14 protein-coding genes are annotated in these 15,594 nt (G+C 69.6%); 8 read left to right on the top strand and 6 right to left on the bottom strand.

What is annotated here, in order from left to right; genetic code table 11:
• Both ACFOD9_RS05705 and ACFOD9_RS05700 read left to right on the top strand, forming a co-directional pair.
• The coding region (locus ACFOD9_RS05705; RefSeq protein ID WP_379509129.1) for a thiolase family protein at nucleotides 1-690 on the top strand (690 nt) is incomplete at its 5' end.
• A 43-nt stretch (nucleotides 691-733) separates the two neighbouring features.
• Nucleotides 734-1,945, top strand: a complete 1,212-nt coding sequence (locus ACFOD9_RS05700) for a CaiB/BaiF CoA transferase family protein (protein WP_379509128.1) — start codon at nucleotides 734-736, stop codon at nucleotides 1,943-1,945.
• A gap of 17 nt (nucleotides 1,946-1,962) precedes the next feature.
• Here the strand turns inward: ACFOD9_RS05700 and ACFOD9_RS05695 are convergent, their stop codons facing one another.
• Nucleotides 1,963-3,072, bottom strand: a complete 1,110-nt coding sequence (locus ACFOD9_RS05695) for an ABC transporter substrate-binding protein (protein WP_379509127.1) — start codon at nucleotides 3,070-3,072, stop codon at nucleotides 1,963-1,965.
• 296 nt (nucleotides 3,073-3,368) lie between these two features.
• On the opposite strand from ACFOD9_RS05695, the gene ACFOD9_RS05690 reads away from it, so the two are divergent.
• Complete coding sequence (locus tag ACFOD9_RS05690) at nucleotides 3,369-4,085, top strand: dienelactone hydrolase family protein (protein ID WP_379509126.1); 717 nt, start codon at nucleotides 3,369-3,371, stop codon at nucleotides 4,083-4,085.
• A 7-nt stretch (nucleotides 4,086-4,092) separates the two neighbouring features.
• Here the strand turns inward: ACFOD9_RS05690 and glpD are convergent, their stop codons facing one another.
• Nucleotides 4,093-5,607 (bottom strand): glycerol-3-phosphate dehydrogenase, encoded by a 1,515-nt coding sequence (gene glpD, locus ACFOD9_RS05685; RefSeq protein WP_379509125.1) that lies wholly within the window; start codon nucleotides 5,605-5,607, stop codon nucleotides 4,093-4,095.
• A gap of 164 nt (nucleotides 5,608-5,771) precedes the next feature.
• On the opposite strand from glpD, the gene ACFOD9_RS05680 reads away from it, so the two are divergent.
• Nucleotides 5,772-6,683, top strand: a complete 912-nt coding sequence (locus ACFOD9_RS05680) for a sugar kinase (RefSeq protein ID WP_379509124.1) — start codon at nucleotides 5,772-5,774, stop codon at nucleotides 6,681-6,683.
• A gap of 57 nt (nucleotides 6,684-6,740) precedes the next feature.
• Here ACFOD9_RS05680 and ACFOD9_RS05675 read toward each other — a convergent pair whose 3' ends face one another.
• Both ACFOD9_RS05675 and ACFOD9_RS05670 read right to left on the bottom strand, forming a co-directional pair.
• Nucleotides 6,741-7,505 (bottom strand): SDR family NAD(P)-dependent oxidoreductase, encoded by a 765-nt coding sequence (locus tag ACFOD9_RS05675; protein WP_379509123.1) that lies wholly within the window; start codon nucleotides 7,503-7,505, stop codon nucleotides 6,741-6,743.
• The gene (locus ACFOD9_RS05670; RefSeq protein ID WP_379509122.1) at nucleotides 7,502-7,810 is read right to left on the bottom strand and encodes a hypothetical protein; all 309 of its coding nucleotides are present in this window, start codon (nucleotides 7,808-7,810) and stop codon (nucleotides 7,502-7,504) included. The genes ACFOD9_RS05675 and ACFOD9_RS05670 overlap by 4 nt, the downstream gene beginning before the upstream one ends.
• 229 nt (nucleotides 7,811-8,039) lie before the next feature.
• Between ACFOD9_RS05670 and ACFOD9_RS05665 the strand changes: the two genes are divergently transcribed.
• Both ACFOD9_RS05665 and ACFOD9_RS05660 read left to right on the top strand, forming a co-directional pair.
• Nucleotides 8,040-8,810, top strand: coding sequence for an enoyl-CoA hydratase (locus ACFOD9_RS05665; RefSeq protein WP_379509121.1), 771 nt, complete (start codon nucleotides 8,040-8,042; stop codon nucleotides 8,808-8,810).
• A 117-nt stretch (nucleotides 8,811-8,927) separates the two neighbouring features.
• Nucleotides 8,928-10,541, top strand: a complete 1,614-nt coding sequence (locus ACFOD9_RS05660) for a GMC family oxidoreductase (protein WP_379509120.1) — start codon at nucleotides 8,928-8,930, stop codon at nucleotides 10,539-10,541.
• A gap of 166 nt (nucleotides 10,542-10,707) precedes the next feature.
• On the opposite strand, the gene ACFOD9_RS05655 is transcribed toward ACFOD9_RS05660, so the two are convergent.
• Both ACFOD9_RS05655 and ACFOD9_RS05650 read right to left on the bottom strand, forming a co-directional pair.
• Entirely contained in the window at nucleotides 10,708-11,571 is an 864-nt protein-coding gene (locus tag ACFOD9_RS05655) for a CmcJ/NvfI family oxidoreductase (protein WP_379509119.1), read from the bottom strand.
• 78 nt (nucleotides 11,572-11,649) lie between these two features.
• A complete protein-coding gene (locus ACFOD9_RS05650) occupies nucleotides 11,650-12,903 on the bottom strand; it encodes an MFS transporter (RefSeq protein ID WP_379509118.1) in 1,254 nt (417 codons plus the stop codon).
• Between the two features lie 263 nt (nucleotides 12,904-13,166).
• Here ACFOD9_RS05650 and ACFOD9_RS05645 point away from each other — a divergent pair, with 263 nt between their 5' ends.
• On the top strand, nucleotides 13,167-14,654 hold the full coding sequence (locus tag ACFOD9_RS05645) for a thymidine phosphorylase family protein (RefSeq protein WP_379509117.1): 1,488 nt from the start codon (nucleotides 13,167-13,169) through the stop codon (nucleotides 14,652-14,654).
• Nucleotides 14,651-15,547 (top strand): ribose-phosphate diphosphokinase, encoded by an 897-nt coding sequence (locus ACFOD9_RS05640; protein ID WP_379509116.1) that lies wholly within the window; start codon nucleotides 14,651-14,653, stop codon nucleotides 15,545-15,547. The genes ACFOD9_RS05645 and ACFOD9_RS05640 overlap by 4 nt, the downstream gene beginning before the upstream one ends.
• Nucleotides 15,548-15,594: the final 47 nt, after the last annotated feature.

Genomic DNA, 15,594 nt, shown 5'->3' with positions numbered 1-15,594 from the left:
GCCCCGCGCGAGGCCATGGCCCGGGTGGTGGTGGAAGCGCGCAAGAACGGCGCGCGCATCCCCTGGTCGGCCTGGCACGGCAAGCCGCTGACCGTGGAGCAATATCTCGCCGAGCCGCAGATCATCGCCCCGCTGTGCCGGCTCGATGCCGATATGCCGGTGGAAGGCGCGGCCTGCTTCATCCTGACCAGCGCTGAACGCGCCCGCGACCTGCCCAACCGGCCGGTCCAAGTGACCGGCTATGCCAGCGGCTATCCGCTGGTCCACCGCACCCAGCTGCACTGGACGCTGGACGACATGATGGACGGCGGGATCGGCCTTTCGCGCCGGCTGTGGGAGGCGACCGGCTTCCAGCCTGGCGACATCGACCTCCCGCAGGTTTACGACGGGTTCTCACCTTTCGTCTATATCTGGCTGGAATCGCTTGGCTTCTGCAAGAGGGGCGAGGCCCACGAGCTGGTCATGGCCGGCGGGATCGACAGCGACCGGCCGGGCGCCCTGCCCGTGCTTTCGGGCGGCGGCGCGATCGGCAATGGCCGGATGCACGGGGTTCCGCAGATGCTCGAATGCTACCTGCAACTTGCCGGCCGCGCCGGCGAACGCCAGCGCGCCGGGGTGCGGACCGCGCTGGCCTGTCACTCGATGCCGCATTTCGGCGGCGTGGTTGCCTATACCAACGATCCGGACTGACGCGGGTCACCGGACCGATCCATTCGCAGGAGACAAGACGGACATGACCAGGCCATTGGAGGGAGTGACCATCGTCGAGGTGGCGATGTGGGCCTTCGTGCCGGCCGCCGGCGGCATCCTTGCCGACATGGGCGCCTCGGTGATCAAGATCGAGCCGCCGACGGGCGACCCCTTGCGCGGCCTGTCGATCGCCGGCAGCGGCGGCCAGGGCAGGATCAATGTCTCCTGGGAGAACTACAATCGCGGCAAGCGCAGCGTCACGCTCGACCTGCGCCAGCAGGCCGGGGTGGAGGTGCTCTACAAGCTGATCGAGGATGCGGACGTCTTCATGACCAACCTGCTCCCCCCGGCCCGCCGCCGCATGAAGATCGACATCGCCGACCTGCAATCGCGCAACCCCAAGCTGATCTATGCCGTGGGCAGCGGGATCGGCCGCCAGGGACCGGACGGCGACAAGGGCGGCTACGATTCGATCAGCTTCTGGGCGCGCGGCGGCATCGCCTCGTCGGTCTCGCCAGCGCCCGGCGGCTATCCGGCGGGAATGCCTTCGGGCGCCTTCGGGGATTCACTGAGCGCCGCAGTGCTGGCCGGCGGCGTGGCCGCGGCGATCGCCCAGCGCGCGCTGACCGGCCATGCCGCGGTGGTGGATGCTTCCCTGCTCAACACCGGGATGTGGGCCATGCAGCGCGCGATCACCCAGGCCACGCTCGACGGGGTGAAGTCGCTTCCCGGCGGCTCGCGCGAGACCACCTTCAATCCGCTGACCAACATCTACCGCACCGCGGACGATCGCTACCTGTCGCTGTGTATGTTGCAGGGCCAGCGCTACTGGCCCGAGTTCTGCAAGGTGGCCGGCCGCCCCGACCTGGTGGACGATCCGCGCTTCGCCACCGATGCCGACCGGGTCCGCAACGCGGGCGAATGCGTGCGCGCGCTCGATGACCTGTTCGCCAGCAAGAGCCTGGCCGAATGGCGCGAAATCCTGGCCCGGCAGGACGGCCAGTGGGACGTGGTCCAGGAAGTGGGCGAACTGCACGAGGATCCGCAGGTCGTCGCCAATGGCTATATGCAGGAAGTGGCCCTGCGCGACGGGCGCAAGCTCAAGGTGATCAGCGCCCCGCTGCAATTCGACGGCGCGCCGCTGCCGGCCAGCGGCGCGCCCGAAGTGGGCGAGCACAGCGACGAGGTGCTCGCCGCGCTCGGCTTCGACGAGGAGGCGATCCTCAACCTGAAGATCGCGGGCGTCGTCTTCTAGGTTCCTTGCCGGCCGGTTCAGCCGGCCGGCGGCACCAGCCCTTCGATCGTGCCGTGCATGACAATCGCGCTGGCATCGTCGAGCACGCGGCGGGCCACCAGGAACTCGCTCCCCACCCAGCCGTGGCGGATGAACTTGCCGAAGCGCATCCGCGTACCCGGGGCGCCGGTGGCCGCCGGCATCATCTTGATCCGTTCGAGCGCTTCCTTGACCCCGCGCCCGGTGAGCGGGCGGGCGGTGGCGACGGCGGTCAGCAGCATCCGGCCGACATCGTACCACAAGGCCGGCAGGTAATAGACCTCGGTGCTGCCGGTTGCCGCATTGTAGCGCTTGAAGAAATCGCGGGCGACCTCGTTGCGTTCATCGTACTGGTCAAGCCCGATCCAGCCGGCGATCTCGTTGCGCCACATGGCGTTGCCCGAGGCCATCTCGAAGGCGGTGGTGGTGTAGCGGCGCGGCATCCAGCCCAGCTCGGCCAAGGCCTTGTTGATGCCGAGCAGGCCGAGGCCGAAGCCCACGTGCAGGATCGCATCGGGCTTGTGCTCGGCCAGTTGGGCCATGGCCGCGCGCTTTTCCTGCTCGACCTGCATGACCGCGACCTCGCCGGTGACGCGGATGCCCAGCGCGGCGCAGGCGGCGCGGGCCGAGCGCAGGTATTCGTGGCCGATCAGCGAATCCTCGTAGACCAGGCCCGCGCTGCGGCAGCCATCGTACCAGGCGACCTGGGCCATGATGATCGGTTCTTCCTCCATCGAGCCAGCGGGCAGGCCGAAGACCCATTCACCCAGCATGGTCTCGGTACCGGCGACGGTAAGGATCGGCACCTCGGCGAGGTTCTCCACGTCTTCGCGCAAGGGCGCGCCGTTTTCGGAGATATAGGGGCCAAAGGCGGCGACGCAGCCGGCATCGACCAGCCGGTAATAGGCATCGCGCACCGCGCGGAAGCTGCCTTCGGGCAAGCCCTTGACCGCCTCGGTGACGAATTCGACATCGCGCTCCAGCACGCCCTGTTCGCGCAGTTCCCTGGCCACGAAGGCGAAGACGGACTGGATCAGGGCCGCCGGCGTGGCGGTTTCGGCGACATAGTCGATCAGGATGCCGACACGGACGGGATCAACGGTTCTCATGCGCCGTGCTCCCGCGTGAGCCGGACTGTTACCTTGCACTTCCAGAGATCCGAAATCATCGCCTTCTCCCCTTCCCGAACGCCCTGCGGCGCCGGGCATCGGCCGACCTGGGCGGCGCGGCCACGCAGCCGGAAGGTTGCCAGGGCTCATCCCCCTGTCAACGCGGGCCGCCGGGCCGGCCGGATCAAACCGCCCCCGCGATAGCGCTATCGTCGGCGCGATCGCGGCGCGGGACCGGCCCTTGACGAGGCGGGCAAAGCCATGGCGAATGCCGCGCAACATCCAGGGAGCAAGGCATGGCCGATTTCGAATTGCTGCAGACCAGCCACGCGGGCGCCGCGTTGCAGGGCAATGTCCATGCGCCGGCCGGCCCCGGCCCCCATCCGGCGGTGCTGGTGATGTCCACCGCGATGGGCATGGGTGATCTGGCGAACAATGCCTGCGCCGCGCTGGCGCGCGAGGGCTATCTTGCGGTGGCGACCGATATGTATGGCGGCGGCGCCGGTTTCGTCGACGATATCGAGGCCTCGGCCAAGGCGATCGGGCCGCTGATGACCGAGGACGGCCTGCTGCGCGCGCGGGTGGTCCACTGGTTCGAGGCGGTGCGCGCCCTGCCCAACGTGGACCCGGCGCGCGTGGCCGCGATCGGCTATTGCTTCGGCGGCCAGTGCGTTCTCGAACTGGCCCGCAGCGGCGCCGAGGTGACGGCGGTGGTCAGCTACCACGGCCTGCTGACCACCCGCGCGCCCGCGCGGCCCGGCGCGATCAAGGCCCAGGTCTGCGCCTATACCGGGCGGCTCGATCCCTATGCCCCGCGCGACCACGTGGAAGGCTTCCGCGACGAGATGATCGCCGCCGACGCCCGCTTCCACATCACCGAGCTGGGCAATTCCTGGCACAGCTTCACCGATCCGGACGCCGCGCGCGTGCCGGTTCCGGGGGTGCAGTTCGACGCGCTGGCGCGCGACGTTTCATGGGCGGGGACGCTGGCGGTGCTGAAGGCGCTGTGCTGAGCCGGTTTCAGCGCGCGCCCAGGTAGGCCTCGACCGCCTCGGCCGCGCTCGCCGGCAGGACCAGCCCCAGCCGGGTGCGGCGCCACAGGATGTCCTGCGCGGTGCGCGCCCATTCGTGATCGGCCAGATAGTCGACCTCGCGGGCCGTCAGGCCGGCGCCGAACTGTTCGCCCAGATCGCTCATGGCGCGGGCATCGCCGAGCACGGTCTCGACCGCGGTGCCATAGGCATCGGCAAGGCGGCGGGCGGTGGAGGCATCAAGGAACGGCCAGCGGGCCGCGACCGTGGCGGCGAAGGCTTCGGGATCGCGGCCGGGCAGGTCGCCGCCGGGCAGCGGGGCGCTGGCGGTCCAGGCGCCGCTCATCGGCGGGAGCCATGGGGCGAGTTTGGCAAGGGCGTGTTCGGCAAGGCGGCGGAAGGTGGTGAGCTTGCCGCCGAACACGCTGAGCACTTGCGGACGGGCCATGCGGCCAAGCTGGAGGACATAGTCGCGGGTGACCGCCTTGGCCTCGGCGCGGCCATCATCGTAGAGCGGGCGCACGCCGGACCAGCTGGCGAGGACATCAGCCGGGCTGACCGGCTCGGCGAGGAAGGCGCTGGCCGCTTCGCACAGGTAGGCGACTTCGGCGGGGCTGGCCTGGGGGCTGGCGCGTTCGTCCTCCCCGACGACGACGTCGGTCGTGCCGATCAGGGTGAAATCGGAGCGATAGGGAATGGCGAAAACGATGCGGCCATCGGGGTTCTGGAACAGGTAGGCCTGCTCCCCCGCCCAGCGCCGCGCGACAAGGATGTGACTGCCCTTGACCAGCCGGACGCGGCCTTGCCGGCGGGCGGCGGGAACCAGACCCAGCACGTCCTCCACCCATGGCCCGGCGGCATTGACCACGGCGCGCGCCTGGACAGTGGCCGGAACGGCGCTGCGGGGCGCCGGGCGCGAAGGGTTGGCGGCAAGCGTGACCTCCCACAGGTCGCCCACCGGCCGGGCGCCGGTTGCCGATACGCCGGTGAGGATCGTCGCGCCGCGCCGGGCGGCGTCCACGGCATTGGCGACGACCAGCCGCGCATCGTCGACCCGGCAATCGGAATAGGCAAAGCCGCGGGTGAACGAGGGCTTGAGCACGCCGGCCAGCCCCGGATCGTCCATGCCCACCGCCTCAGAGCGCGGCAGGCTGATCCGGCCGCCGAGGTGATCATAAAGCCACAGGCCGAGGCGGAGCAGCCAGGCCGGGCGCCCGCCCCTGGCAAGCGGCAGGACGAAGCGCAGCGGGCGGATCAGGTGCGGGGCGATGGCCAGCAGCCGCTCGCGCTCCTGCAGCGATTCGCGCACCAGCCGGAACTGGTAGTATTCCAGGTAGCGCAGGCCGCCGTGGATCAGCTTGGTGCTGGCCGAGGAGGTGTGGGCGGCCAGATCATCGCGTTCGACCAGCAGGACCGACAGCCCGCGCCCCGCCGCATCGCGCGCCACGCCCACGCCGTTGATCCCGCCGCCGATCACGAGAAGGTCATAGGGGGCGGGGTTCATCGGGCGGGCACTCCGGCGAAGGGACTTCGCACTTTCCCTGAGGTTGTTCATCCGGCAGGTTCTGGCAATAGGGATGTTGCAACAGGCCGACCCCGAACAGGCCGTCCCGAGGAGACCGTCACTGTGTTCCCGCAAGACCTGCGCTTCCGGCGCGCCGCCTGACCATGGCCCGCATTGTCTGCGTGGGCGAAGGGATGCTTGAACTGGCCGGGCGCAAGGGGGAATGGGACCTGCGCTACGGCGGGGATATGCTCAACACCGCGATCCACCTTTCGCGCGGCGGCCACGATGTTGCCCTGCTGACCGCGCTGGGCAAGGACCGGCTCAGCCGCAGGCTCAAGGAAGCCTGGGCCGACGAGGGACTCGACACCTCGCTGATCCTCGAACACCCCACCCGCCATGCCGGGCTCTATGCCATCGACTTCGATCAGGCCGGCGCCCGCAGCTTCAACTACTGGCGCGAAAACAGCGCGGCGCGCGAGATGTTCGCGCTGGCCGATACGGCGCTGTGGCGCCGGGCCATCGCGGGCGTTGACCTGCTGGTCTTTTCGCTGATCAGCCTCGCCATCCTGCCGCTCAATGGCCGCGCAGCCCTGCTGATGCTGGCCGACATGGCGCGCGAGGGCGGCGGCCGGGTGGCCTTCAGCGGCAAGTACCGGCCCGCCTTGTGGCCATCGGCGGAGGAAGCCCGCAACTGGTGCGACCGCGCGATCGGTGTCGCCAGTTTTGGCCTCGCCACCCGCGAGGACGAGATCCAGTTGGGCGAGCCGGGCGATGCAGAACAGATCGCCGCCCGCTGGGCGCGGCTGGGTTGCGGCGAGGTGGTGGTCAAGCTGGGCCGGGAAGGCACGCGCCTGCCCGATGGCCACATTCAGGCGCCGGGCGCGGTGTTCACCCCGCTGGATGCCAGCGGGGCGAGCGATGCCTTCGACGCCGGCTATCTGGGCGCGCGCCTCAATGGCCTTGATCCCCAAGCAGCCGCCCTTGCCGGGGAAAGGCTGGCGGCGCAGACCGCCAGGCTGACCGGCTCGATCCCTTCGCGCGCCGCCTATGCCGGGCTGGAACCGGGCGCCTGACCGGGCGTCGGGGTCGGTCGGCGGGGTCGGTCGGCGGGATCGGTCGGAGCAGGCCGATCAGCCGAGGAAGTACTTCCCGCCATCGACCACGATGGTCTGCCCGGTGATCAGGCTGGCCCCGTCGCTGACAAGGTGCAGCAGGGTGGCGGTGAGATCCTCCGGCCCGAGTTGCCGGCCGATCGCCTGGGTACCCTTGGCCCGTTCGGCGGCGAGATGGGCATATTCGCCCATGACCTCGGCATAGCCTTCGGTGACCGTGCCGCCCGGCGCGATGGCGTTGACGCGGATATTGTCGCGGCCAAGCTCGCTGGCGCAGGCCTTGGTCATGCCGATCACGGCGGCCTTGGAGGCGGTGTAATCGAGCATCCCCGCCATGCCGAAGGCCGAGATCGACGACTGGTTGACGATCGCCCCGCCGCCGCGCTGACGCATGAAGGGCACCACCGCCCGGGTGCACAGCCAGGGGCCGCGCACGTTGACCGCCATGGTCAGGTCCCAGCGATCGACCGTGAGATCGGTGAGCGGGGCGGGCTTGAGGCCGCCGAACATCGCGGCGTTGTTGACGAGGATATCGATCCCGCCGAACAGCTCGGAAGCGGCCCTGGCCATGGCCTCGGTTTCAGGCTGGCTGGAGACGTCGACCTTGCGGAAGGCCGCCCTGCCCCCGGCGGCGGCGATGGCCTCGGCCGTGGCCTGGCCTTCGGCCTCGAGCATATCGACCACCAGCACCGCCGCGCCCGCCCCGGCCAGCGCCGTGGCATAGGCGCGGCCGATCCCGCGCGCGCCACCCGTGACGATGGCGACCTTGCCGGCGAGGCTCACGCGCCAAGTTCCCTGGCGAGAACGAAGATCGAGTTGGAGGTATCGAGCTTGTCTGACAGGCTGGAGGCATTCTGCTGGAGCGAGGCCATGACCTGCTCGGCACTGTCCGCCTCGACCTCGGTGACGCTGACATAGGGCCGGTCGGTGCGGTTGGCGGCCTCGACCTTGAAGCGGCGCACGGAAACGGCGCCCGCGACCTTCATCAGATCGCCCTTGTGCACCTCGTCGTACCAGGTGTTGTAGGCCTGTTCATCGCCTTCGCCGCCGGTGGGACCATTGAGAGCTATCAGCAGAAATCGCGCCATGCGGTTATCCTCTCCATGCCAGGCCCGCGCGGGGCTGCTTGCCATCCTGCCCCTTCTGCGGGGGTCTGGCGCGCGGTTTGCAAAGCTCGCCGGGGAGGGTCAAAGCAAAAAGCGCGCCTTGGCCTATTCCGCGCGAAAGTTGGCACAATTTGGCTGGACTTTGCGGGCCGAAGATATCGAGATGGCGGCGGCGCAGGATTTCGCCGGACTGGCCTTGGGAGGGGATAGCATGACTGCCGCCGCATCGATGGTTTCGACCGCGCTGGCCGACGGGATCGCCCTGATCACGCTGGAGCGGCCCGAAGCGCGCAATGCGTTGAACGCGGCGCTGCGGGCCGAGCTGGGCCGGGCCATTCACGCGGCGGCCGCGGACGAGGCGGTGCGCGCGATCATCCTCACCGGCGCGGGCCACGTGTTCTGCGCGGGCATGGACCTCAGGGAAATCGCCCGAACCGAGCTGAAGGGCGCCTTCGACGACGAGACCGATCCGGAGACCGCGATCCGGCATTGCCCCAAGCCGGTGATCGCGGCGGTCAACGGCGCGGCGATCACCGGCGGGTTCGAACTGGTGCTGGCCTGCGACATGGCCATCGCCTCGCGCGAGGCCTGGTTTGCCGACACCCACCTGCGGGTGGGGATCCTGCCCGGATGGGGGCTTTCGCAGCGATTGTCGCGGCTGATCGGGCTGGCCCGGGCCAAGGAGCTATCGCTGAGCGGGCGGCGGATCGATGCCGAAACCGCCTGTGCCTGGGGGCTGGTCAACCGGGTGGTCGCCCCCGAGGCGCTGCTGGCCGAGGCGCGGGCGCTGGCGCTGGAGATCGCGGCGCACAAACCGGCGCTGGTTGCCGCCTACAAGGCGCTGATCGAGGAGGGCTACCATCTGCCGCTGCCGGAAGCGCTGGCCTTCGAGCGGCGGCGCTACCGCGAGCTGGCCGGCACCTTCGACGCCAGCCAGGCCGATGCGGTGATCCGGCATCCGGACGAGCCGGGTCGCGGCTGAACACGATCCGCGCGGGTTCTGGACAGGGGGGCAGCGAGCGGGCAGTCTTGGCGCAGATGACCCAGGCTCGCCAGAAGCCGGGCCACAACGGGACAGGCGGCTTGGGGGACAGGCGGATTGGCGGACAGGTTCGATTTCATCATCGTGGGGGCCGGTTCCGCCGGGTGCGTGCTGGCCAACCGGCTCTCGGCCGATCCCGCGATCCGCGTGCTGCTGGTGGAGGCCGGGCCGGAGCCGCGCAATCCGCTGATCCGCATTCCGGCGGGGATGTCGCGGCTGTTCCATCCCGGGCCGCACAACTGGGGCTATACCTCGCAGAGCGAGCCGTTCCTCAACGACCGCACGCTGTATCAACCGCGCGGCAAGGGTCTGGGCGGATCAAGCGCGATCAACGGCATGGTCTACCTGCGCGGCCATGCCGGCGATTTCGACCATTGGCGCCAGTTGGGCAATCCGGGCTGGGGCTGGGACGACGTGCTCCCGCTTTACCGGCGGCACGAACGCTCGGCCCATGCCGACGGCGCGCTGCATGGCGGCGACGGCGAGTTGAGCGTGATCGACCCGAGCCTCAGGCACGCCTTCTCCGAGCTGTTCATCGCAGCCGCCGAGGATGCCGGCTTCCGGCGCAATGCCGACCTCAATTCGGGCGATCCCGAAGGGGTTGGCTATGTCCAGTACAGCATCGCGCACGGGCGGCGCTGTTCGGCCTACGAGGCCTTCGTGCGGCCAATTCGGCGGCGGGCGAACCTGGTGATCGTGACCGAGGCGCTGGTCGAGAAAGTCCTGCTCGACGGGCGGCGGGCAACCGGGATCGCCTATGTGCGCCATGGCCGGCGGGTGGTGGCCGAGGCGGGGCGCGAGGTGATCCTGGCGGGCGGCGCGATCAATTCGCCGCAATTGCTGATGCTGTCGGGCATCGGACCGGCCGCGCACCTGCGCGACAAGGGCGTGGCCGTGGTTCATGACCTGCCGGCGGTGGGCCAGAACCTGCATGACCATCCCTTCGCCAGCCTCTCGTTCCAGGCGCCGGCGCGCTATTCGATCAACCACCGCCTGCGCGGGCTGGGCGCGGTGGTGGAGGCCGGGCGCTATGCCCTCACGCGCGGCGGGGTGCTGGCGCTGGGGACCACGCAGAACAACCTGTTCGCGCGGGTGGCGCCCGGCGCGGACCGGCCCGACATCCAGATCTCGACCCGGCCGTTCAGCTTCATCATCAAGGGCACCCGCATCCTGGTCAACAAGGCGCCGACGATCACGGCGGCGGTCTGCCTGCTGCGGCCGGAATCGCGCGGCGCAGTGCGCCTGGCCGGGCCGGAAGCCACGCGCGCACCGGATTTCCGGTTCAATTACCTGGAAAGCCCGCGCGACCGGCAGACCTTCGTCGACGGGGCCAAGCTGGCCTACCGGGTGATGGCCGGGCCGCGCATGACGGGCTTCGCCCCGGTCATGCCGCTGCCCAATGATGACGAGGCGATCCTGGAGAAGCTGAGGGCCATGGCCGGGGCAATGTATCACCCGGTGGGATCGTGCCGGATGGGGCCGGGAGCGGATTGCGTGGTCGATCCGCGCCTCAGGGTGCACGGGATCGCGGGGCTTCGGGTGGCGGATGCCTCGATCATGCCGCTGATCGTTTCGGCCAATACCAATGCCGCCGCGATCCTGATCGGCGAAAAGGCGGCCGCGCTGGTGCTGGAAGACTGGAAAGCCTGGAGCGGGATGACATTGCGTTGAAGTGCAAAGCCCTTCCCCGATGTGGAAGGGGTGGGATGGGGGTTCCAAGCCAGCGCGGTACCCCCTCCCCCAGCCCCTCCCCAATGGGGAGAGGAGACCGGCGCTTCAATCTAATGTCATGAGTTTCTAGCGCCCGCGCCTTTCCCCCCAAACCAGGCGAACCGCCTCAATCGAACAGGGCGAAATACCGGGATTCGAGGCTGATGCGCGGCACGGCCTCGGGCCGGCTGGTATCCTCGATCGCCACGTGGATGACCTTGAGCCGATCGCCCAGGGCGGAATCGAAGCCCTTGAACAGGATCATTTCATCGATCGTCATGTCGGGGAAGTACCACCACTGGTGGTCGGCATTGTGGCGGATGCCGGTGGAGCGATAGGTGACGTCCCTCCCCCCGGCCTCCATATGGTAATCGATCGGAACCGCATCCTGCGGCGAAACCGTGCGCCCGTCGCACAGGGCCAGCGGGAAATCCTGCGGCGGCGGGCTGAGCGCGCGCCAGCCCTGGTAGAGGACGTAGCGGCTGAACGGCGCGGGGGTGCAGCCGTTCAGCTCCAGCGTCTCGCGCAGCTGCACCTCGGCTTCCTGGGGATCGTAATCGATGTGCACCCAGCCGGCCGGGGTCATCACCTGCTGCTGCCCGGTCCGCTGGCTGTAGCGCACCGAGGCGGCGTGGACCGGCACGACCTCGCGCGCGCCGCTGATGGCGAGGATGTGGGGGATGGTCTGGTCCCAATAGGCCCGCTGGACGGCCTTGAGCGCTTCGGGGCCAAGGCGCGCGCCGCGCAGGTCATCGCCGCGCTCAGCGATCACCCGCGACGGGCAGGCGGTGAGCGCGAAGCCTTCGGCATCGAGGCTGGGCGGATTGGCCCGGCCATCGCGGATCCAGCAGGGCCGGCAGTCGATCAGGTCGGCGCCGAGGATGCGGGCGGCATATTCGACGTGCAGCCGATCGAGATCGCTCCGCAGGTAGGGAACCTGCGCCGCGATTCCCGGCTGAAGCCCCGGCTCAGGCAGTGGGGACTGGTTCATCCTGGCGCCTCTCCCGCGCCGGCGCGGACCCCATGCGCCGCGCCTCGGGGTCGAGGCTGCGGCGCAGCCATGGGCTTGTCAAGCCGCAGCCGGCGGGCGGGGGAACACGGGGAACCGGCCCAGGGTCGCCAGGCAGAACGAGGCGACCAGGTAGAGCGGAAGGAAAGTGGTGATGGCCGGGGCATAGGAGCCGGTCTGGTCATAGAGGTAGTTGGCGAAGGTGGGGCCAAGCGAGGCCGCGATGGCCCAGAAGCCCGAAATCGCCCCGAAGATCGTGCCATAGCGCGCCATGCCGAAATGGCGGGTGGTGAGATAGGCGACGACATCGAGTTCCGCGCCCAGCGACAGCCCGAGCAGGACCACGGCCAGGAGGACCATCGCGGTCGATCCGGGGGCCAGCAGCAGCAGGGCACAGGTGATCGTGGGAATGACCACGACCAGCCCGCCGATGACATTGCCGTTGAACCGATCGAGCAGAAGCCCGGTGCACAGCCGCCCGACCAGCGAGGTGACGCCTGCCACCCCGGCGATCCCCGCCGCCTCGGCCCGGCTGAACTGGAACGAGGTGAGGATCGGCACGAGATTGGCGGTGGTCCCGATCGCGGCGACGGTGAACACGAAGGCGGCCACGGTGAGCTTGTAGAAACGGGGCGAGCGCAGCGCCTCGCGCACCGTGCTGCCGGTGAGGATCACCGCCGGCTCCTCGGGCGCGACGGGGGCACGGCGCAGGTTGTCGGCCGCGCTGGTGAGGAAGGCGTAGAAGATCGGCAGGGTGATCACGCCCAGCATCAGGCCGAGCGCCACATAGGCATGGCGCCAGCCGAAATGGTCGATCAGGGCCGTGGCCAGCGGCGGCATCAGCGCAGTCGCCAGCCCCGCCCCGCACAGGGTGACCGAAAGTGCGAAGCCGCGGCCCTTCTCGAACAGGCTGGCGACCGCGCAGGTCCAGATCGGCGGCTTGATCATCAGGCCACCCAAGGCGACGAGCAGCCACAGGCTCCACCACGACCAGATGCCGGGGCCGGCCTGCGACAGCAGGGCCGTGGCGCAACAGAAGATGACCGCGCCAGGCAAGGCGATGCGGCGCGGCCCCCAGCGGTCGATCGCAATCCCCAGCAAGGGGGAAAGCAGCCCGCCCAGCAGGGTGGGCATTCCCGAGCCGATCGAAATCTGCGCGCGGGTCCAGCCGAATTCCTGTTCGAGCGGGGCGATGAAGGCGCCCACCGCCGAGACATGGGTGGACGTGAGCGCGACTCCGAACACGGCGGCCAGGACCGTGGTCCAGTGGCGGCGCCATTCGGTGCGGGCGCTGACCTCGACAGTGTGGCTCATCCTCAACCTTCCCCTCGCCCTGAGCACGCCTCGCCCTGTGCGCGTCTCATCCTGTGCGCGCGTGGCAGGGGACGGAAATCCCCAGGTCAGTTGCGGCATCCCCGGATCGCGTTTGTCTTGTGCCCAGCGCCATAGGGCTATCGGGCGATCGGGATCAAGTGCACGGTCTGGCGGCGGCCGGTTCCCGTTTGATCAGGAGCAGTGCCAGGGCCGCGCCACTTGCGCTATGATCCTGCGCGAGAGCACTGGGAGGGGACCGCCAAATGCCGGCCATTCGGCACATTCCGATCGATACCTATCCGGAAAGCACCGTGTTCCTGCCGCGCCGGGACAACGGCTATTCGCCCGAGCAATTCAAGGCCATGCGTAAGGTGCAGGTAACGGGGCGCTGCGGCGAGATCCTGGCCACCCTGGCGATCGTCGATGGCGATGGCCTTGTGCGCCCCGGCGAAGTGGGCCTGGGCAACGAGGCCTTCCGCCGCCTTGGCATGACCGAGGGCGAGGAGGTGGTGATCACCCAGGCGCCCGTGCCCGCCAGCCTCGAGGACGTGCGCCGCAAGATCGACGGCGAGAGCCTGAGCGACAGCGAGATTTCCGCGATCATCCGCGACATCGCCACCCATCGCTATTCGCCCATGGAGATCGGCGCCTTCCTGGTGGCCTGCGCTGGCTTCATGTCGACCCCGGAGACGCTCGCCATGACCCGGGCGATGGTCGACGTGGGCAGCCGGCTTTCGTGGGATTCGCCGCTGGTGGTCGACAAGCACTGCATCGGCGGGGTGCCGGGCAACCGCACCTCGATGATCGTGGTGCCGATCGTGGCCGCGCATGGCCTGATCATTCCCAAGACCTCGTCGCGCGCGATCACCTCGCCCTCGGGCACGGCCGATACGATGGAAGTGCTGGCCAATGTCGATCTCGATGCGGCCCGCGTGGCCCAGATCGTGGCCAGGGACCATGCGGTGCTGGCCTGGGGCGGCAAGATGAACCTTTCGCCGGCCGACGACGTGCTGATCTCGGTCGAGCGGCCGCTGCGGATCGACACCTTCGAGCAGATGGTCGCCTCGATCCTTTCCAAGAAGGCGGCGGCTGGATCGACCCATCTCGTGCTCGACATTCCGATCGGTCCCACCGCCAAGGTCCGCAGCGAGGGCGAAGCGGTGCGGTTGCGTAAGCTGTTCGAATATGTTGCGCGGCACATGGGGATCGTCACCGAGGTGGTGTTCACCGATGGCTCGGAGCCGGTCGGCCGGGGGATCGGGCCGGTGCTGGAGGCGCGCGACGTGATGGCCGTGCTCCGCAACGAGGCCGATGCGCCCGACGACCTGCGCGACCGGGCGGTGATGCTGGCCGGCAAGGTGATCGATTTCGACCCCGAGGTGGAAGGCGGGCGCGGCTATGCCCGGGCGATGGAACTGCTCTCCTCCGGCGCGGCGCTGGCGGCGATGGAGCGGCTGATCGCGGCGCAGGGCGCGCAGACCACCATCTACCGGCCCGGCATCCACCAGTTCGAGGCGACCGCGCCGGTAGCCGGGCGCGTGGCATCGATCGATTGCCACCGCATCGCCCGGATCGCGCGGCTGGCGGGGGCGCCGATGGACAAGGGCGCGGGGATCGACCTCTTGCACAAGACCGGCGCCCACGTGCGCCGGGGCGAGGCGCTCTACCGCATCCACGCCGGCTCGAAGGACGGGCTGGCCTTTGCCCGCGAGATGGCGCTGGCCGATTCCGGCTATCTGGTGCAGCCGTGAGCGCGGCGCTGTTCGGCTTTGCCGAGAGCCTTGGCCCGGCGCAGGCGCTGGCGGCGCTGCTCGGGATGCCGTGCCACCCGGTCGAGGTGAGCCGGTTTCCGGACGGGGAAAGCCTGGTGCGAGTGTGCGGCCCGGCTGACACTGCCATCCTCTACCGTTCGCTAGATCATCCCAACGAGCGGCTGGTGGAACTGGTGCTGGCCGCCGCCGCCCTGCGCGACGGGGGGTGCCGCAAGGTGGTGCTGGTGGCGCCCTATCTCGGCTATATGCGCCAGGACATGGCCTTCCGCCCGGGCGAGGCGGTGAGCCAGAAGGTGATCGGCGCGCTGCTGGCCGATCATTTCGATGGCCTCATCACCATCGATCCCCACCTCCACCGGATCAGCCACCTGGGCGAGGCGGTGCCGCGCATTCCGGCCCTGGCGCTGACGGCGGCGCCCGTTCTGGCCGCCGCGCTGGCCGGGCACAGACCGCCGCCGGTGCTGGTGGGGCCGGACGCGGAATCGCGCCCCTGGGTGGAGGCCGTGGCCGCGCCGGGCGGGCTGGACGTGCTGGTGGGCGAGAAGCAGCGCCACGGGCCGCGCTCGGTGGAAATCGTCATTCCCGGCATCGCCGCAGTAGCGGGACGGCCAGTGGTGCTGGTCGACGACGTGATTTCGAGTGGCGGCACCCTGCTGGCAGCCGCGCAATTGCTGCGCGATGCGGGCGCGGTGCGGATCTCGGCGCTGGCAACGCACTGCCTGGCCGGCCCGGACGATCTCGCCCGGCTGGCCGCGGCGGGCATTGCCCCACTTCAGGCGACGACCAGCGTGCCGGGGCCGGCGGCGATCCTGCCGATTGCCGGCCTGCTGGCCAGCGCCCTGCACGACGCGGGCTTGCTCGCGGGCGGTTGAGAAGCGAGCGCAGCGGCGTCGGGTAATCGCTCCCCCACGCGAGCCGC

The sequence above is a fragment of the Novosphingobium bradum genome (genome assembly GCF_042646485.1).
Taxonomy (GTDB): Bacteria; Pseudomonadota; Alphaproteobacteria; order Sphingomonadales; family Sphingomonadaceae; genus Novosphingobium; species Novosphingobium bradum.
This window is presented reverse-complemented; position numbering and strand designations above follow the sequence as displayed.

What these genes read in the sequence shown, in the direction of transcription:
- ACFOD9_RS05700 (WP_379509128.1), top strand. Translation starts at nt 734, where the DNA reads ATGACCAGGCCATTGGAGGGAGTGACCATCGTCGAGGTGGCGATGTGG.
- ACFOD9_RS05695 (WP_379509127.1), bottom strand. Translation starts at nt 3,072, where the DNA reads ATGAGAACCGTTGATCCCGTCCGTGTCGGCATCCTGATCGACTATGTC.
- ACFOD9_RS05690 (WP_379509126.1), top strand. Translation starts at nt 3,369, where the DNA reads ATGGCCGATTTCGAATTGCTGCAGACCAGCCACGCGGGCGCCGCGTTG.
- glpD (WP_379509125.1), bottom strand. Translation starts at nt 5,607, where the DNA reads ATGAACCCCGCCCCCTATGACCTTCTCGTGATCGGCGGCGGGATCAAC.
- ACFOD9_RS05680 (WP_379509124.1), top strand. Translation starts at nt 5,772, where the DNA reads ATGGCCCGCATTGTCTGCGTGGGCGAAGGGATGCTTGAACTGGCCGGG.
- ACFOD9_RS05670 (WP_379509122.1), bottom strand. Translation starts at nt 7,810, where the DNA reads ATGGCGCGATTTCTGCTGATAGCTCTCAATGGTCCCACCGGCGGCGAA.
- ACFOD9_RS05665 (WP_379509121.1), top strand. Translation starts at nt 8,040, where the DNA reads ATGACTGCCGCCGCATCGATGGTTTCGACCGCGCTGGCCGACGGGATC.
- ACFOD9_RS05655 (WP_379509119.1), bottom strand. Translation starts at nt 11,571, where the DNA reads ATGAACCAGTCCCCACTGCCTGAGCCGGGGCTTCAGCCGGGAATCGCG.
- ACFOD9_RS05650 (WP_379509118.1), bottom strand. Translation starts at nt 12,903, where the DNA reads ATGAGCCACACTGTCGAGGTCAGCGCCCGCACCGAATGGCGCCGCCAC.
- ACFOD9_RS05645 (WP_379509117.1), top strand. Translation starts at nt 13,167, where the DNA reads ATGCCGGCCATTCGGCACATTCCGATCGATACCTATCCGGAAAGCACC.